We start from the raw sequence: 16,397 nt of genomic DNA, 5'->3' as shown, positions 1-16,397 counted from the left end.
ATGGCCAATGCTAACGAGCCGGGCATTCCGTAACTGGAGGCATACCGTGGGTTAGCGCAGCAGCAGCACTCCGGCGAGCCCGATGCCGGTCACCAGGATGGTGGCGAGCAGCGCCAGCAGCAGCGGACGTCCGCCCACCTTGACCAGCTTGCGGATGTTCACCCCGGCACCCAGCGCGAACATCGCGGCCGCCAGCACCGCACCCTGCGCCGTCTTCGCCACGTCGAGCACCGGCTCGGGCACAACCCCGATCGAGCGGATGACCACCATCACGACGAAGAGCACCACGAAGAGCGGGATGATGGGCGGCCGCTTGCCTGAGGCATCCGTTCCGGTGCGGCGACGGTGCGTTACGCCGACCACGGCCATCATCGGGGCCAGGAGCAGCACGCGCGCGAGCTTGACGACCACGGCGACGGCGAGCGCTCCACCGCCGATGATGCCGCCGACCGCCACGACACCCGCGACCTCGTGCGTCGAAGCGCCCGCCCAGATGCCGGCTTCGCGCTCGGTGAGTCCGAGCAGGGAGCTCGCGAAAGGGATGAACGGGATCATCAGCGTTCCGAACACGGTGGCCAGCGCAACGGCCGCGACGACCTCCTCGTTCTTCTCGGTCTGGATGACGCCGTCCACGGCGGCGACGGCGGATGCGCCGCAGATCGAGAAACCGCCGGCGATGAGCAGCCGCTGCGAGTAGGGAACGCCGAGCCACCTGCCCATCAGCAGCGTTCCGGTGAAGCCGACGCCGACCACAGCGACGACGATGAGGATGACGCCCCACCCGAGACCGAGCACGTCGCCGAGCATCAGTTGAAGGCCGAGCAGCACGATGCCGAGCCGCAGCAGCTTCTTCGCCGCGAACGTCAGTCCGGCCTCGAGCACGCTCGGCACGGGCAGCGTGTTGCGCACGAGCACTCCGAGCACGATGGCGATGAGGGTTGCACTGAGCACCGGAATGACGGATGCCACGACAAGCGCGATCGCGACCCCCACCGCGCACACCGCGAGGCCGGGCGCCACCCGCAGAGTTCCGCGCCACAACGCGGCAGTGGTGCTGCCCGACCGCGGGCCGTGAGGTTGCGGGGAGGAAGCCGCCGCTCCGCGCGAGCGCGGCCCCGTCGGTTCGGTAGAGGTGGCTGCGACTTCGGCCTCTGCGGGAACGGGGATGGGTGCGGTGCTGGTCACCATTCCAGCCTGGAATCCAGCGCCGCTCCGCAGTAGACGCCGGTTTCGCATAGCCGCATATCATTTGGATATGGCTGATTCCGGCATGGCCGACGCGGAGCCGCGGCGCGGCGAGCGCTGGCCCGACCTCGCCGTGCTCGAGTTACTCGTCGCCGTCTCGGAACACGGAAGCCTGAGCGCGGGCGCACGGGCCGTCGGCATGGCGCAACCCAACGCATCCCGCGCCCTCGCCGCATGGGAGAAGAGCCTCGGCGTTCGGCTGCTGGAGCGATCGCCGCGCGGATCGCGGCTCACGGCCGACGGCGATGTCGTCGTCGACTGGGCAGGTGCCGTGCTGGGTGCAGCCCGCGAGCTGCACACCGCGATCGCGGCACTGCGCCGCGATCAGAACTCGCACCTCACGGTGGCCGCGAGTCTCACGGTGGCCGAGTACCTCATTCCGCTGTGGCTCACGCGGCTCAGGCGCGAGCATCCGAGTCTCGATGTCGCCCTGCTGGTGCACAACTCGAGCGAGGTGTTCGATCTGGTGGCATCCGGGCGCGCTGCCGTCGGGTTCGTCGAGTCGCCCGGAGTTCCGCACTCGCTGCGCCGATCGGCCGTTTCGCACGACCGGCTCGTCGTGGTGGTCTCGCCCGAGCACCCGTGGGCGCGGCGCAAGCGACCGCTCGGCGCGGCTGAGCTCGCGGCGACACCGCTCGTGGTGCGCGAGCCGGGGTCGGGCACGCGCACCACGCTCGACGAGGCGTTGGCCGGGTACCGGCGGGCGGAGCCGATCCTGGAGCTGTCCAGCAACGCGGCGGTACGCGTGGCAGTGACGAGCGGAGCAGGGCCGGCTGTGCTCAGCGAGCTCGCGGTGGGCGCTGCGGTGCGCGCCGGCGACCTCGTGGCCGTGCCGGTTTCGGGCCTGGAGCTGGTACGCACACTGCACGCCGTGTGGACGGATGCCGCGTCGCTGCTGCCTGCCGCCGCCGACCTCGTGGGCATCGCTCGTGCATCGAACGGTCCTTGAACGGGGGAAACGGCCCTTGAAAGGGGTCGTGTCCCGGGCATCCGCTTCGCAGCACAATGAACTGCATGGCTACCACCCGAGGGGCCATCAGAACGCCGGATCAGCGACTTCGCGTTTTCGTGAGCTCGACGCTCCGCGAACTGGAACCCGAGCGCAAGGCCGCGCGCGCGGCCATCGAACGGTTGCGCCTGGCTCCGGTGATGTTCGAGCTGGGGGCGCGACCTCATCCTCCGCGCTCGTTGTACCGCGCGTACCTCGATCAGAGCGATGTCTTCGTCGGCCTGTACTGGGAGAAGTACGGATGGGTGGCCCCGGGCGAGGATGTCTCCGGCCTGGAGGACGAGTACAACCTCGCCGATCCCGACATGCCGAAGCTCATCTACATCAAGTCCTCCGAGCGCCGCGACGACCGGCTCCTGCAACTCATCGACCGCATCCGCGAGGACGACAACGCGGCGTACGTCAGCTTCGACTCCGACGAGCAGCTCGCGGAACTCGTCGCCGCCGACCTCTCGACGCTTCTGGCCGAGCGTTTCGACGAGAGCCGCGACAGGCATCCCGAAGCACGTGTGCCGACGGCGGTCGCCGACCCTCGTGATGTGACGGAGCTGGCGCCGTTGGATGCCGCGCGGCCGATCCCGCCGAGCTACACCCCGCTCGTAGGGCGTTCTCGGGAGAGCGGCGAGATCGTCGAGCTGCTGCGCAACGGAACGCAGCGGGTCGTCACCCTCGTGGGCCCGGGCGGAGTCGGCAAGAGCCGGCTCGCTCTGGCGGTGCTGGAGGCGGCACGGCACGAGTTCGCCGACGGCGCCTACTTCGTGCCGTTGGAGAACGTACTGGAGCCGAACCTTCTGCTTCCCACGATCGCGTACGCACTCGGCGTGCGCGACACCGGCGAGGTCTCGGTCGAGGACCGGCTCTCCATCGTGCTCGCCGGCAAGCGCATCCTGATCGCGCTCGACAACTTCGAGCAGCTCGCCGACGCCGCTCCGATGCTCGTGCGGTTGTACTCCATCGCACCCGAAGCGTCGTTCCTCGTGACGAGCCGCAGCGTGCTCCGCATTCGCGGCGAGCGAGTGTACGAGCTTCCCGGGCTCGGGGTGCCCGACGACAGCGTAGAGGCGACTGTGGAGACGGCCCAGGCCTCGGATGCGGTGAAGCTGTTCGTCGCTCGCGCTACGGCTGTTCGTCCCGATTTCGTGCTCGACGAATCGAACGCCGACGCCGTCGCGTGCATCTGCTCGGAGTTGCAGGGCCTGCCGCTGGCGATCGAACTGGCAGCGGCACGCATGCGCGTGCTCACCCCGCACAGCGTGCTCGATCGCCTCGATGACCAGCTCTCCCTTCTGGTCAACGCGCCACGCGACCTACCCGCTCGGCAGCGCACGCTGCGCAACACGATCGAGTGGAGCGCCAACCTGCTCAGCGAACGGGACCGCGCTCTGCTCTTCGACCTCTCGGTCTTCTCTCTGCAGTTCACGCTCGAGGCCGTCGAGTCGGTCGGTGCCGGGCGCACGTGGACCGGCGCCGAACTGGATGGGCTCGACGACCTCATCGACGGCTCCCTGGTGCGGTTGCACGAGGCGGACGGGAACCCGTCGTACTCCATGCTCGCCACCGTGCGCGAATATGCGCTCGAGAAGCTGCGCGAATCAGGCGAAGAGCCCGCCATGCGCGCGGCCCATGCCGCGCACTACCTCGAACTGGCCCGCAGCCTCGCCCCCAAGCTGAAGGGCTCGGGGCAGGCAGATGCTCTCATCCGGCTGGAACGCGAACGCTCCAACCTGCGCTCGGCCATCCGCTATCTCGTCTCCACCGGTCGCTTCGACGATGCCGCCGAGTTCGCCTGGAACCTGCTCGTGTTCTGGTGGATCGGCGGATTCTTCGGGGAGGTGCGCATCTGGATGCAGGAGATCCTCGACTCCGCTGCGCCGGTGTCGGAGCGCGCCTCGGCCGTCGCGCGCTTCTACGTTCTCTGGATGCTCATGTGGCGGTCGCCGGATGGGACGGTCGTAGACGGATTCGAGCAGGTGCGCCGCACCTTCGAAGCGGAGCACGACGAGGCGGCAGTCGCGGTCGCTCTCGGGTGCACGGCCATGACCCGAGCCCAGATCGACGGAGAGGACCGCGTCGCGGCACGAGCAGAGCTCGAACGAGCCATCGAGCTGTTCCGGCACTCGCGTGACGGATGGGGCGAAGCGGTCGCCTGGGTGACGATGGGCCGACTCGACATGCTCGACGGCGACAACGACGCCGCTCTGCACCACTACCAACAGGGCGCGGAGGTCTCCCGGCGCACCGACGATGCGTTCGCCATCACCATCACGGAGCACCACGTCGCTCGGCTCCTGCTGTTCCAGAACCGCCTCGAAGAGGCGGAGCCGGCCTTCGCCGATGCCGCCTATGTCTCAGCGACGCTCGGCCACCTGGAGGGCGCCGCATACGGCATCGAGGGGCTGTGCGCGATCGCCGCGCTTCGTGGGCAGGTAGAGCGCGCCGGACTCCTCGCCGGAGCCGCGCAGGAGATGCGCAAGAAGTCCGGCATGTACGACGCCGCGGCGTTCGTCTACCACCCCGCCTATCTGGAGCCGTTGCGCACCGCGTTTCCCGATCGCATGCGCGACGCGGAGGAGCGAGGCCGCCGGATGCCTCCAGCGGAGGTGATGCGGCTGGCGCTGCCCCCGGACAAGCAGGAGGCGGCCGCAGCCGGGCTCAGCAGGAAGTGACGGCATCCGATCACGCGAGGCTATCTTGCACATCTGTGTGCAAGATAATAGGATGGCGGCATGTCCACCGTTCCCGGCACATCCTCTCGCGCACGAGCTCTCCGGCGGGATGCCGCAGAGAACCGTGAGGCGCTCATCGCCGCGGCCGTGCGTGTACTCAACGCCGATGTGGACGCCTCACTGGAGGCCATCGCGGCCGAGGCGGGACTGAGCAGACGCTCGGTCTACGGGCATTTCGCCAACCGCGACGAGCTCGTGCGCGAGGTGCTGCGCCTCGGCGCCGAGCGGATGGCGGCATCCGTCGTTCCGATCGTGCACGAGGATGCCCGCATCGAGATCGCGCTGTACGGCGCCACCCTCTGGGCGCAGGTGCAGCATGCCAGCGTCACCGCCGAGTTCGCGGTGCGCGGTCCATACACGGAGCTGGTCGCGAAGGCTCTCGAGCCGGCACGGGCGAAGCTGCGCCACACCGTGCGGCGCGGCGTGCGCGATGGGGTGCTGCGGCGGGACATCCGCCCGGATGCGCTGGCCCGCCTGATCGAGCGTGCCGCGCTCGACGTGCTCACCGAGGCGACGCACGAGGGGCTCGATGCCCGCGCCGGTCACACACTCGTCATGATCACCGCTCTCAGCGTGGCCGGGCTGGGCTGGCGCGAGGCGGATGCCCTCGTCGAGCAGACCCCGGAGCTCGCGTACCGCGCATCAGGTGAGGGACGGGCATGAGGATCGCGCTGAACGCCGTGTCGAAGCGGCCGGCCCTCGACACGGTGACGCTCACGTACGGCACCGGCGAGGCGGTTCTCGCTCGCGCCGAGACGGAGCAGCGCCCCACGGTGCTCGGGCTGCTGGCATCCGGTCGCATGAAGCCCGGCTCGGGCACCATCACGATCGACGGTGTGGCGGATGCCTCCGCCGTGCGCCGCTCGATCGCGCTGGTCGACGCGCCCGACGTGAGCGACCCTGCACCGAACATCACCGTCGCCGGCGTCGTCGCGGAGGAGCTCATGTTCGCCGGCCGCCCATCCGGCGTGCGCGCAGTGAAGCGCACGCTCGCCTCGCTCGGCGCTGCCAAGCACGCGCGCGACGCGATCGGGCAGGTTCCGCCGACCGTGCGCATCCGTCTGCTCGTCGAGCTCGCCCTGCTGCGCGAAGGGGTGCAGGGCGTCGTGCTCACCGCACCCGATCGGCACGGCGGCGACCCGAACGCGTGGTGGCGCATCGCGCTCGACGTGGCGTCGCGCGGCTTCGCGGTGCTCGTCATCGCCGGGGATGCCTCAGCCGCCGCGATCGCTGCCAGCTCGCTGGTCGAGCGTCTCGAGGCGCCGTGGCAGGCCGCCGACCCCGACGACGATCCCACCCGCGACGACTCCGACACCTCGATCGTCAGCGAGGGGTCGCTGTTCGGCCTGCCCGACGTGATCACCCGTCCCGTACCGGTGATCGAGAACGACACTCACACCGAATCGAGTGACGAATGAAGGTCCCCCAGATGATCGCGGCGGAGCTGCGCCGTCTCACCGCCAGCCGCATGGCGACCATCGCGCTGCTGGCGCTGATGTGCGTTCCGGTCATCTACGGCGCGCTCTACCTGTGGGCGAACCAGAACCCGTACGCGAAGCTCGACCAGATCCCCGCCGCCATCGTCGTGAGCGACACCGGAACCACGCTCGACGGCAAGGCGGTGAACTACGGCGACAAGGTCGCGCAGCAGCTCGTCGACGACGGAACGTTCCAGTGGCACATCGTTCCCGCCGAGACGGCCGCAAAGGGACTGAACGACCAGCGCTTCGACTTCGCGATCACCCTCCCTGCGGACTTCTCGCGGCAGCTCCTGAGCGCCTCCACGACCGACCCCCAGAAGGCCACCGTCACACTCACCACCAACGACACGAACAGCTATCTCGCGTCGACGATCGGCCAGCAGGCGGCGGAGACGATCAAGGCATCCATCGTGCAGGAGGTGAACCGCGAGGCGGCGAGCCGGTTCCTGCTGGCGTTGTCGGACATCCGCTCGAACCTCTCCACGGCAGCGGATGCCACCGGCCAGCTCCTCGACGGCACGCAGACCGCGCACGCCGGTGCGGCCACGCTCGCCGACGGCACGTCGCAGCTGGCGGCGGGATCGGCGTCGCTACGGGACGGACTGAACACGCTGGCGTCGCAAACGGCAGACCTGCCGGCGCGAAGCCAGCGGCTCGCGGACGGCGCGCAGCAGGTCGCGGCGGGCGACACCAAGCTCGCCGGTTACGCGAATCAAGCCGGCGCGTTGTCGCAGCAGGCGGCGGATGCCGTGCCCACGGTGCGTGCGGACATCCAGGCACAGCTCCAGTCGCTGGTGCAGCAGGGGGCGATCAGCCAGAGCGAGGCGGACTCGATCCTGTCCCAGCTCGATCAGCTCGGCGGCAAGGTCACCAGTGGCAACCAGCAGGTGCAGACCGCAGTGGGACAGGTCGATCAGCTTGCGAGCGGATCCCAGCAGGTCGCCGCGGGGGCGTCGCAACTGGCGGCATCCGCGCCGGCGTTGACCGGGGGCATCCAGCAGGCGGCCGGCGGGGCGTCGCAACTCGCGGACGGTTCCGCGCAGGCCGCGACCGGAGCGGCCACGTTGCGTGACGGCCTCGGCACGCTCGCCGACGGCACCGCGAAACTGAAGTCGGGACTGGATGCCGGTGTGCAGCAGATTCCGCAGACGACGGCATCCGAGCGCGCGGCTCAGGCGAACACGATCGCCGCCCCGGTGAAGCTCGCGAGGTCGAAGGAGGCGAGTGCTGGCACGTACGGTGCGGGGCTGGCGCCGTTCTTCATGGCGCTCGCGGCATGGATCGGCATCTATGCCCTGTTCCTCATCGTGAAGCCGGTGTCGCGGCGCGCGATCACGGCGTTGCGGTCGCCGTTCCGGGTTACGCTCGCCGGCTGGCTCACACCCGCACTGCTAGGCGTCATCCAGATGGTGGCGCTCTACGCGGTGGTCGCGGGTGGATTGCGCTTCGGAGTGAGTAACCCCGCCGCGACGTTCGGCATCATGGCGCTCGCGTCGGTGACGTTCACGGCGATCATCCTGGCGCTGAACGTGTGGCTGGGCAGCGTGGGCCAATTCCTCGGGCTCGTGCTCATGGTGCTGCAGCTCGTCAGTGCGGGCGGCACGTTCCCTTGGCAGACGCTGCCGGCCCCGCTCGCCTGGCTGCACCACGTGCTGCCGATGTCGTATGCCGTGGACGGCATACGACAGACGATGTATGGCGGCAACGCGTCACTGGCCGGCGGAGATGCGCTGTTCCTGCTCGTGTGGCTGGCGGCCGCCCTGGTGATCACGTCGATCGGCGTCGTGCGCATGACGCACCACCGCACGCTGCGAGACCTGCAGCCAAGCCTGATCGGCTGACCCGGGTTCGCGCCCGACCCATCTCACGCACCCTGCTTCAGGTCGCAGTTTTCGTCGCCTCGGACGGCCCCTGACGACAGAAACTGCGACCTGAACGAAACAATTCCAACTTGCGGATACCGTGTCGGCATGAGGTTCGACGACAGGGTGGCCGTCGTGAGCGGGGCGGCCAACGGAATCGGCTGGGCGACCACGCAGCGGTTGCTCGACGAGGGCGCGCGGGTCGCGTTGCTCGATCGCGAGCCCGACGTTGCGGCATCCAGGCTCGCGGAGCACGCCGAGCACGACCGGTCGACCCTGGAGCGTACGGCGGTGTTCGAATGCGACGTGACGGACGCGGCATCCGTCGACCGCGCCGTGGCATCCGCTCTCGAACGGTTCGGTCGCGTCGACGTGCTCGCCTCTGTCGCGGGCGGCGACCACTTCGTCGAGGACGGACTCGATGAAGCGCATTGGAACGAGATCGTCAGCCTCAACCTGCACGGGCCGATGCGCCTCATCCGTGCCTGCCGCGAAGCGCTGATCGCGAGCCGGGGCTCCATCGTCATGGTCAGCTCGGTCAACGGGCTCGCGGCCTACGGCGAACCGGCGTACAGCTCAGCCAAGGCGGGTCTCACGCTTCTTGCGAAGAACCTCGCTGTCGAACTCGGGCCGTCGGGCGTGCGCATCAACGTCGTCGCACCCGGCACGGTGCGGACCCGGGTGTGGGACCACCAGGGCGGACCGGATGCCCTCGCACCGATGTATCCGCTCGGTCGCGTCGGCGAGCCGGCCGAGATCGCCGCCGCGATCGCGTTCCTCGCCTCTGACGACGCCTCCTGGATCACGGGCGTCACCCTGCCGGTCGACGGCGGCTCGCTCGCCGGCCCGCTCACGACGATGCGGCACGTGCTGCCGCACTGAGACGCCGCCGAACTGAGGCTGTCGAAACCAGCCGCACGAGCTGTCGACGGGCGAGGCCCGCCGTTAAGGTCGCACCTCCTGCGTATCGGCAATAGCCTCACCGGCTCCATCGGTTCGGGATACCGAGCGAGCTCGGTATCCGCTCACCTCAGTCGCCGATATCGTGGGCGGCGTGAAGGCATCCCACCAGGAACGCGCCGATCTGCGCCTTCTGCACATCAGCGACACCCACCTCTACGGAGACGCATCGCTGCACTACGGCATCGTCGACACCACCGCGGCCTTGCAGCGCGTGCTGCAGAAGGCATCCGAGATCGAGGGGATCGACGCGGTCGTGCTCTCCGGCGACCTCAGCGACGACGGCACCGAGGCGTCGTACCTGAAGCTGCGCGACCTCGTCGAGCCGTGGGCGGCCGAGCGCGCCGCACAGGTGGTGTACGCGATGGGCAACCACGATCATCCGGATGCCTTCACCGCCGTGCTCGGCGACCGCACCCGGGTGCACACCCTCGGCAGGCACCGCATCATCACGCTCGACTCGTCGGTGCCCGGCGCCGCCTACGGATCATTGGATGCCGACCAGCTCGCCTGGCTACGCGAAACGTTGTCGCAGCCCGTCGATCTCGGCACAGTCGTGGTGGTGCACCACCCGCCCACGCGGGCGGTCACCCCTCTGCTGCGCCGCCTCGAGCTCGACGATCCACACGCCCTGCTCGGCGTGCTCGATGGCACCGACGTGCGGCTCGTGCTGAGCGGCCACTACCACCACCCGCTGATCACGCTCGAGCGGGGAATCCCGATCGTGGTCGCCCCGGGAGTGACGAACACGTCGGATGTCACGACCCCGCCCGACACGGAGCGCGCCACGATCGGCGCGGGGTTCGCGCTCGTCGAGCTGCCGGCATCCGGTGCGCCTCGGATCGCGATGATCTCGGCGCCGAGCGCTCGTGACGGAGAGACGGTGTTCCAGCTGGATGCCGAGGGGATCCGGCGCGTCGCCGAGTCATTCGGAGCGCCCGCGTGATGTCGGGTGCGGGCGTCACAAAGCTCGTCGCCAACCGGTCATACCGATGAGCCGTGTCTAGCGACTAGACACCGCCGATCGAGACGCATCACGAAAGGAGCAGGCATGAGAATCGCTGTCGCGGGAGGCACGGGAGTCGTCGGAAGCCAGGTGCTTTCGGCGTTGAAGGCCCGAGGGCACGATGCCGTCACACTCTCCCGCGGAACGGGTGTCGACCTGACGTCGTCCGAGGGCCTCGAAGCCGCGCTCCAGGGGGTGGATGCGGTCGTCGACGTGAGCTCGACCACCGCGCAGTCGAGCAAGGCATCGGTGAAGTTCTTCGGCACCGAGACTCGCAACCTCCTGGCCGCCGAGAAACGTGCAGGCGTGCGGCACCACGTCGTGCTCTCGATCGTGGGCGCCGCGAAGGCGGACAGCGGGTACTACGCGGGCAAGGCGGCGCAGGAGCGCATCGTGATGGCTCTGCCCGGAGGCTGGACGATTCTGCGCGCCACGCAGTTCCACGAGTTCGCTCAGCAGATGACGACGCGCGCGGCGTTCGGGCCGCTCCAGCTCGCACCGGTCGCCCGATGCCAGCCGATCGCCGCAGCGGAGGTGGGCGAGGCGCTCGCCGAGATAGCAGTGGGGGAGCCTCGAGGTCTCGATAGGGATCTCGCCGGTCCGCGCGAGGAGCAGATGACGCGGATGATCCGCGCCTACCTCGCCGCCACCGGCACCAGGCGGTTCGTGGTGAACCTCACGATGCCCGGCGCGATGGGCAAGGGCATGCGAGACGGCTCAATCCTGCCCGGACCGGATGCTCGGCTCGGTACGCAGACGTTCGACGAGTGGCTGGCTGCGCAGAGCTCGTAATCGCGCCGCTAGCCCAGGCGCGCGTGCTGCACGATCCACGTGTGCATCGCGATGGCCGCGGCCGCCGATGCGTTGATCGAGCGGGTCGAGCCGAACTGGGCGATCTCCACGATGGCATCCGCCGCATCCATCGCCTCGGCCGAGACGCCCGGCCCCTCCTGCCCGAACAGCAGCACGCACCGCTCCGGCAGGTCGAACGTCTCGAGCTGCACGCTGCCGGGCACGTTGTCGACCGCGATCACGGGGATCCGCTCGCCCTTCGCCCAGACCACGAGGTCGGCGATCGTCTCGTGGTGCACGACGTGCTGATAGCGGTCGGTGACCATGGCGCCGCGCTTGTTCCACCGCCGCCGCCCCACGATGTGCACGGTGTGGGCAAGGAACGCGTTGGCGCTGCGCACGATCGACCCGATGTTCATGTCGTGCTGCCAGTTCTCGATGGCGACGTGGAACGGATGCCTGCGGGCATCCAGCTCGGCCACGATCGCCTCGATGCGCCAGTACCGGTACCGGTCGATGACGTTGCGCGTGTCGCCGCCCGCCAACAGCTCCGGATCGTAGCGATCGTCGGTGGGCCAGGCATCCGGCCCACCGGGCCACGGGCCGACACCATGCGTCGACTGCTCCGGCGTAGGTGCGGGAGCGGACAGTAGCTGCGGCGCGGGGGACTCGGCGTTCTGCACGCGCTTCAGCCTAGGCAGGCTGCGCTCCCGTCTTCTGTGTCGCAACCGCACCGATGGAGTTCATGTGCATGGCATCCGCGGGAAACGTAGGGTCACGTGCCCCGACTACCCTTGAGGCAGGATGACGAGGGAGGCTCATTGACCGGTCGCGACGAGATCGAATGCTGGCTCACCGACATGGACGGTGTTCTCGTGCACGAGAACGAGGCGTTGCCCGGTGCCGCCCAGCTCATCCAGCAGTGGCGAGATGCCGGCACGCCCTTTTTGGTGCTGACGAACAACTCGATCTTCACGCCGCGCGACCTCGCCGCCCGGCTGCGTGCCTCGGGACTGGATGTTCCCGAGGAGGCGATCTGGACATCCGCCCTCGCCACCGCAGCGTTCTGCAAGTCGCAGATGCCCGGCGGAAGCGCGTTCGTGATCGGCGAAGCCGGCATCACGACGGCGCTGCACGAGGCCGGGTTCATCCTGACCGAGACGCATCCGGACTACGTCGTGGTCGGCGAGACCCGCAATTACTCGTTCGAGGCGATCACGAAGGCGATCCGGCTCATCGTGCAGGGTGCGCGGTTCATCGTGACGAACCCGGACCCCACCGGTCCGAGCGCCGACGGTCCGCTCCCGGCGACGGGCGCCATCGCCGCCCTGATCACGCGTGCCACCGGACGCGAGCCGTACGTGGTCGGCAAGCCGAACCCGATGATGTTCCGCTCCGCGATGAACAAGATCGGCGCCCACTCCGAGAACACGGGCATGATCGGCGACCGCATGGACACCGACATCGTCGCGGGCATCGAGGCGGGCCTGCACACTGTGCTCGTGCTCACCGGCATCAGCGACCGATCCGAGATCGAGCGGTATCCGTTCCGTCCCGACGAGGTGCTCGACGGCGTGTTTCAGCTGGTGGCGGAGGAGCCGCTGGAGTCCGACGCGATCTGAGGCATCAGCGCCCACCGCATCCGCTGCGCCCGCGGTTCCGGGCAACGAGACGAAGGTTCGCTTGTAATCTCAGGGGATGGCCGAGGATGTGCGGAACGTGTTGGATGCCCTCTCCACGATCGCCGAACCGTGGCAGCCGCATCGGCTGACGAGCATCAACGACTACGACCTCAAGGTCGTCAAGCTGGAGGGCGAGTTCGTCTGGCACACGCATCCGGACACCGATGAGCTGTTTCTCGTGATCAGCGGAGACCTGACGATCCAGTTACGCGATCGCGATGTCGTGCTAGGGCCGAACGACGTGTTCGTGGTGCCCAAGGGCGTCGAGCACTGCCCCCGCGCTGACGGTGAGGTGCAGGCGCTACTGTTCGAGCCGAAGGGAACCGTCAACACGGGAGACGCCGGTGGTGAGATGACCTCGGAGCTCCGCGAGCTCGGCTGACGGATGCCCGTGGCACGTCGCGTGCGAGCAGCGGCCGAACCGTGACTCACGTCAACCCGCGGTAACGTCAACCCGTGACATCCTTCGCCGAAACAGTGCCCCTCGTAGGACCTCTCGCCACCCTCGAACCGCTCTCGCTCGACCACGCCGAAGGCCTCGGCCGAGCCGCCGCCGACGGCGAGCTCTGGAAGATCTGGTACACCACCGTGCCGACACCCGATGGGATGGCCGCCGAGATCGAGCGCCGGCTGGCCCTTCAGCGAGAAGGCACGATGGCGCCGTGGGCCATCCGCAACACCCGCACCGGCGAGCTCGTCGGCATGACCACGTACTGCAACATCTCGCAAGAGAACCTGCGGGTCGAGATCGGCTACACGTGGATGGCGGCATCCGCCCACGGAACGGGCGTGAACCCGGATGCCAAGCGCCTGCTGCTCGGCCGCGCATTCGACACGCTCGGATGCAACGCCGTCTACTTCCACACGCACTGGCACAACCGGCAGTCCCGCGCGGCGATCGAACGCCTCGGCGCGAAGCAGGACGGCGTGCTGCGCAGCTACCAGGTCTTCAAGGGCATCGTGCGCGACACGGTGACGTACTCCATTCTCAGCAACGAGTGGGCCGCGGTGCGACAGGGCCTCGACGCCCGCCTCGCGCAGCACACAGCCTCCGCCGGTTGAGCTCGTAGAGACCGAGGCACCCGGCGCCGCCGTTGAGACGTCAGCGCTGGTAGCGGTGCGGCACCTTCGCACCACCGCGCTCTCAGCGGACGAGTCGCGTCAAGACGACGGCCTACTGCGGACCTGGACCGGCCAGGCTGCCGGTGATCGGCTGGCCGGATGACCGGCTCACGAAGCAGTAATACGAGCGCTGCCCGTCTTGCCACTGCTTCGCCGTGACCGGGTAACTGCCCTGAACCTGGGCGTCGTCGTACTGGCCGGCGGCGTCCAGATTGAGCACGCCCGGGCGCGAGCAGAGCACGTTGATCTGCGAGGCGAGCTGGTCGGCGCCCGGGAAAGCGGCCTTCGGATCCGTCGAGAACACCCCGGTGTAGACCATCTGGCCGGCGTGCGGTGCCGCGCAATCGACCACGGTGAACGTGTTCGCCCAGGCCGTCGTGAACGGCTGGAGGCATTCGCCGCCGCGCAGAGTGTTCCACGGATGCTTGCCAGGAGCCTGCGGTCCGGTCGCGACGGGCGTCGCGGTCGGCGTGGGCGTCGGTGTGGCGGTCTTCGTGGCCGTGGGCCGCTGAGTGACGGCGGCTGTCGGCTGCATGGCCGTACGTCCCACGATGAACAGAGCGATGAGCAGCAGCACGAGCAGCATGGCGCAGGCGACGATCAGCATGATGCGCTGCGCTCGCGGCGACGGCCCGCTCGTGTCGTCGTCGGGATGACCGGAACCGCCTCCGCTGCCCCAGTGAGCGCGAGCTGAACCGCCCGTGGTGCCGGAGCCTTCGGGCCCGCCCGACGCCGAGCGCCGCGATCGACGTGAGCGGTGCTCGGGTGCGCCCGTGCCGCTGGATGCCGCAGTGGCCGCGGTTGCGGCATCGGCACCCGTCGCGCCCGCTCCTGCGCCCGTCGCGCTCGCTCCCGCCCCCGCCGCGCTCGCTCCTGCGCCCGCCGCGCTCGCTCCTTCGGCCGCAGCCGCGATGCTCCGTGTGGCGGTCTCGTCCGTGGCATCAGCAGCTGCGTCGGCAGTTTGCGGCGTCGCGACGGCCGAAGCGCCCCATGGCCAGGTGAGTGCCTCGTTGTCGTCTCGGAGGGTGCCGAACGCCGCCGCTCCGTCGGCGTTCTCGGTCGCCCGCAAGTCGTTCGTCGCGTCCGGGTCATCGGGTGCCGCGGGCGTCTCGATTCCGGGTGTCTCGATTCCGGGCGTCTCGATTCCCGACGTCTCGATTCCCGACGTCTCCGGCTGCCCGTCGACCAGGTCGCCGAAGAGGGACCACGACGTGCTCGCGACCGGCTTCGTCGGCGGGGCCGACTCGACCGGTGGCTTGGCAGCCGGTTCGGCACGTGGTGCACCGAAAACGGGAACCGCTCCGGGTGCGGACGGCGCGTGCGGAGCATCCGCCGCGGTTTCCTGTTCGGCGCGCCGACGTGAACGTCGCAGCCACGGCAGCGTCACCGTTCCCGGTGCCGACGGTGGCTCCGGTTCCGTGGGCGAAGCATCCGCAGTGGCGTCGGACTCCTCAGGCGCTGCGGCCGGCGATCCGGTCGAATCGGATGCTGCCGGCTGGGCAGGGGCAGCGGGGGTCGGATCCGGCGGCGTCCACGCCGGTACCGCGATCGTGGGCGGCGGAACGGTGCCGGGCACGACCTCGACGTTGGGCGGCACGGCGGGAAGCATCGGTGGAACGGTCGGTCCTGTGGGCGGAATCGCGAACGGGCCCGGCTGCTGCGATGGTGCAGGCGGTTCCGCAGCCGCGGGCGTTACCGGTTCCGCGAACTCGGGGACTGGGGGTTCCGCGAACTCGGGGACTGGGGGTTCCGCGGGCTCAGGGGCCCAGGGTTCCGCGGGCTGAGGCGTTGCGGACTCGACCGCCGCCGCGGGCCGCTCGAACTCCGGCGGCACGTAAGGCGCGAGCGGAACCGTCGGCGGTACGAGGCCGCGGTGGTGCTGCAGTTCCTCGTCTTCGCCTCGTGAGTCGTGAGCATCCGCGGATGCGTCATCCTCATCTTTGGCACCGCTGCCGTGCACGAGGGGGTCGGGCTCGTCGTTCGGGGTCAGTCCCCAGAAGAACGTGCTCTCGCCTTCCCCCGACAGGCTGTTCGTGGGCGTGCGGTGCGTGGATTCCGGGCGAGGTGGGATCGGCATCGACAGCTCGGGGATGTCGTACGTAGGCGGCGCGGCCCGCGGATCCGGTAGCTCAGGCGCGGGCCGAGGTGTGGCCGACGGGACCGGCGGGAAAGCGGGCTCGTAGGCATCCGGATAGTCGTCGTCGACCTCGGTGTCGTACGCGGAATCGTTGCCGGTGGCTTCGCCCTCGGAGCCGTCGCCGACGCCGAACAACGACGAGAGGTCGTCGTCGTTGTCGTCGGGCTCGTCAGGGCCGCCAGGGATACGTGCCACTAGGCGAGTCCCAGGTCGGCCAGTCCGATGGCCGCGAGATACGGGTAGCCGGCCTGCTCGATGACCTCGCGGGCGCCGGTGTTGCGGTCGACGACGACGGCGACGGCGGCGATCTCGGCGCCGACCTTCTTCAGCGCCTCGATCGCCTTGAGCGGGGATCCGCCGGTCGTGGAGGTGTCT

14 protein-coding genes and 1 pseudogene are annotated in these 16,397 nt (G+C 69.3%); 11 read left to right on the top strand and 4 right to left on the bottom strand.

Annotated elements, in window-relative coordinates:
* Nucleotides 1–51 precede the first annotated feature (51 nt).
* The gene (locus ACYVI5_RS06680; RefSeq protein ID WP_460579519.1) at nucleotides 52–1,185 is read right to left on the bottom strand and encodes a YeiH family protein; all 1,134 of its coding nucleotides are present in this window, start codon (nucleotides 1,183–1,185) and stop codon (nucleotides 52–54) included.
* A 70-nt stretch (nucleotides 1,186–1,255) separates the two neighbouring features.
* Here ACYVI5_RS06680 and ACYVI5_RS06675 point away from each other — a divergent pair, with 70 nt between their 5' ends.
* The 8 genes from ACYVI5_RS06675 (at nucleotide 1,256) to ACYVI5_RS06640 (ending at nucleotide 11,081) form a co-directional block, all read left to right on the top strand.
* A complete protein-coding gene (locus tag ACYVI5_RS06675; protein WP_460579518.1) occupies nucleotides 1,256–2,194 on the top strand; it encodes a LysR family transcriptional regulator in 939 nt (312 codons plus the stop codon).
* Nucleotides 2,195–2,259: 65 nt separating this feature from the next.
* Entirely contained in the window at nucleotides 2,260–4,920 is a 2,661-nt protein-coding gene (locus tag ACYVI5_RS06670) for a DUF4062 domain-containing protein (protein ID WP_460579517.1), read from the top strand.
* A gap of 60 nt (nucleotides 4,921–4,980) precedes the next feature.
* Nucleotides 4,981–5,643, top strand: a complete 663-nt coding sequence (locus ACYVI5_RS06665; protein ID WP_460579516.1) for a TetR/AcrR family transcriptional regulator — start codon at nucleotides 4,981–4,983, stop codon at nucleotides 5,641–5,643.
* Nucleotides 5,640–6,398: a hypothetical protein gene (locus ACYVI5_RS06660; RefSeq protein WP_460536573.1), complete on the top strand. Its 759-nt coding sequence runs from the start codon at nucleotides 5,640–5,642 to the stop codon at nucleotides 6,396–6,398. The genes ACYVI5_RS06665 and ACYVI5_RS06660 overlap by 4 nt, the downstream gene beginning before the upstream one ends.
* A complete protein-coding gene (locus ACYVI5_RS06655; RefSeq protein WP_460579515.1) occupies nucleotides 6,395–8,302 on the top strand; it encodes a YhgE/Pip family protein in 1,908 nt (635 codons plus the stop codon). The genes ACYVI5_RS06660 and ACYVI5_RS06655 overlap by 4 nt, the downstream gene beginning before the upstream one ends.
* Before the next feature lie 129 nt (nucleotides 8,303–8,431).
* The gene (locus ACYVI5_RS06650) at nucleotides 8,432–9,205 is read left to right on the top strand and encodes an SDR family NAD(P)-dependent oxidoreductase (RefSeq protein ID WP_460579514.1); all 774 of its coding nucleotides are present in this window, start codon (nucleotides 8,432–8,434) and stop codon (nucleotides 9,203–9,205) included.
* A gap of 172 nt (nucleotides 9,206–9,377) precedes the next feature.
* The gene (locus ACYVI5_RS06645; RefSeq protein ID WP_460579513.1) at nucleotides 9,378–10,229 is read left to right on the top strand and encodes a metallophosphoesterase; all 852 of its coding nucleotides are present in this window, start codon (nucleotides 9,378–9,380) and stop codon (nucleotides 10,227–10,229) included.
* Between the two features lie 105 nt (nucleotides 10,230–10,334).
* A complete protein-coding gene (locus ACYVI5_RS06640; protein WP_460579512.1) occupies nucleotides 10,335–11,081 on the top strand; it encodes an SDR family oxidoreductase in 747 nt (248 codons plus the stop codon).
* An 8-nt stretch (nucleotides 11,082–11,089) separates the two neighbouring features.
* On the opposite strand, the gene ACYVI5_RS06635 is transcribed toward ACYVI5_RS06640, so the two are convergent.
* Complete coding sequence (locus ACYVI5_RS06635) at nucleotides 11,090–11,764, bottom strand: TrmH family RNA methyltransferase (protein WP_460579511.1); 675 nt, start codon at nucleotides 11,762–11,764, stop codon at nucleotides 11,090–11,092.
* A gap of 138 nt (nucleotides 11,765–11,902) precedes the next feature.
* Here ACYVI5_RS06635 and ACYVI5_RS06630 point away from each other — a divergent pair, with 138 nt between their 5' ends.
* The 3 genes from ACYVI5_RS06630 to ACYVI5_RS06620 all read left to right on the top strand — a co-directional run bounded on the left by ACYVI5_RS06630 (nucleotide 11,903) and on the right by ACYVI5_RS06620 (nucleotide 13,825).
* Nucleotides 11,903–12,703, top strand: coding sequence for an HAD-IIA family hydrolase (locus ACYVI5_RS06630; RefSeq protein WP_460536585.1), 801 nt, complete (start codon nucleotides 11,903–11,905; stop codon nucleotides 12,701–12,703).
* 76 nt (nucleotides 12,704–12,779) lie between these two features.
* Complete coding sequence (locus ACYVI5_RS06625) at nucleotides 12,780–13,145, top strand: cupin domain-containing protein (RefSeq protein WP_460579510.1); 366 nt, start codon at nucleotides 12,780–12,782, stop codon at nucleotides 13,143–13,145.
* 74 nt (nucleotides 13,146–13,219) lie between these two features.
* A complete protein-coding gene (locus tag ACYVI5_RS06620; protein ID WP_460579509.1) occupies nucleotides 13,220–13,825 on the top strand; it encodes a GNAT family N-acetyltransferase in 606 nt (201 codons plus the stop codon).
* 112 nt (nucleotides 13,826–13,937) lie between these two features.
* Here the strand turns inward: ACYVI5_RS06620 and ACYVI5_RS06615 are convergent, their stop codons facing one another.
* Both ACYVI5_RS06615 and ACYVI5_RS06610 read right to left on the bottom strand, forming a co-directional pair.
* Complete coding sequence (locus ACYVI5_RS06615; protein ID WP_460579508.1) at nucleotides 13,938–16,217, bottom strand: septum formation family protein; 2,280 nt, start codon at nucleotides 16,215–16,217, stop codon at nucleotides 13,938–13,940.
* A pseudogene (locus ACYVI5_RS06610) lies at nucleotides 16,217–16,397 on the bottom strand (orotate phosphoribosyltransferase); the annotation flags it as partial. The gene ACYVI5_RS06615 and the pseudogene ACYVI5_RS06610, both read right to left, overlap by 1 nt.

Source organism: Humibacter ginsengisoli (genome assembly GCF_054780095.1).
Note: the sequence above shows the minus strand (reverse complement) of the source record. Positions and strands in the feature narration are given on the sequence as shown.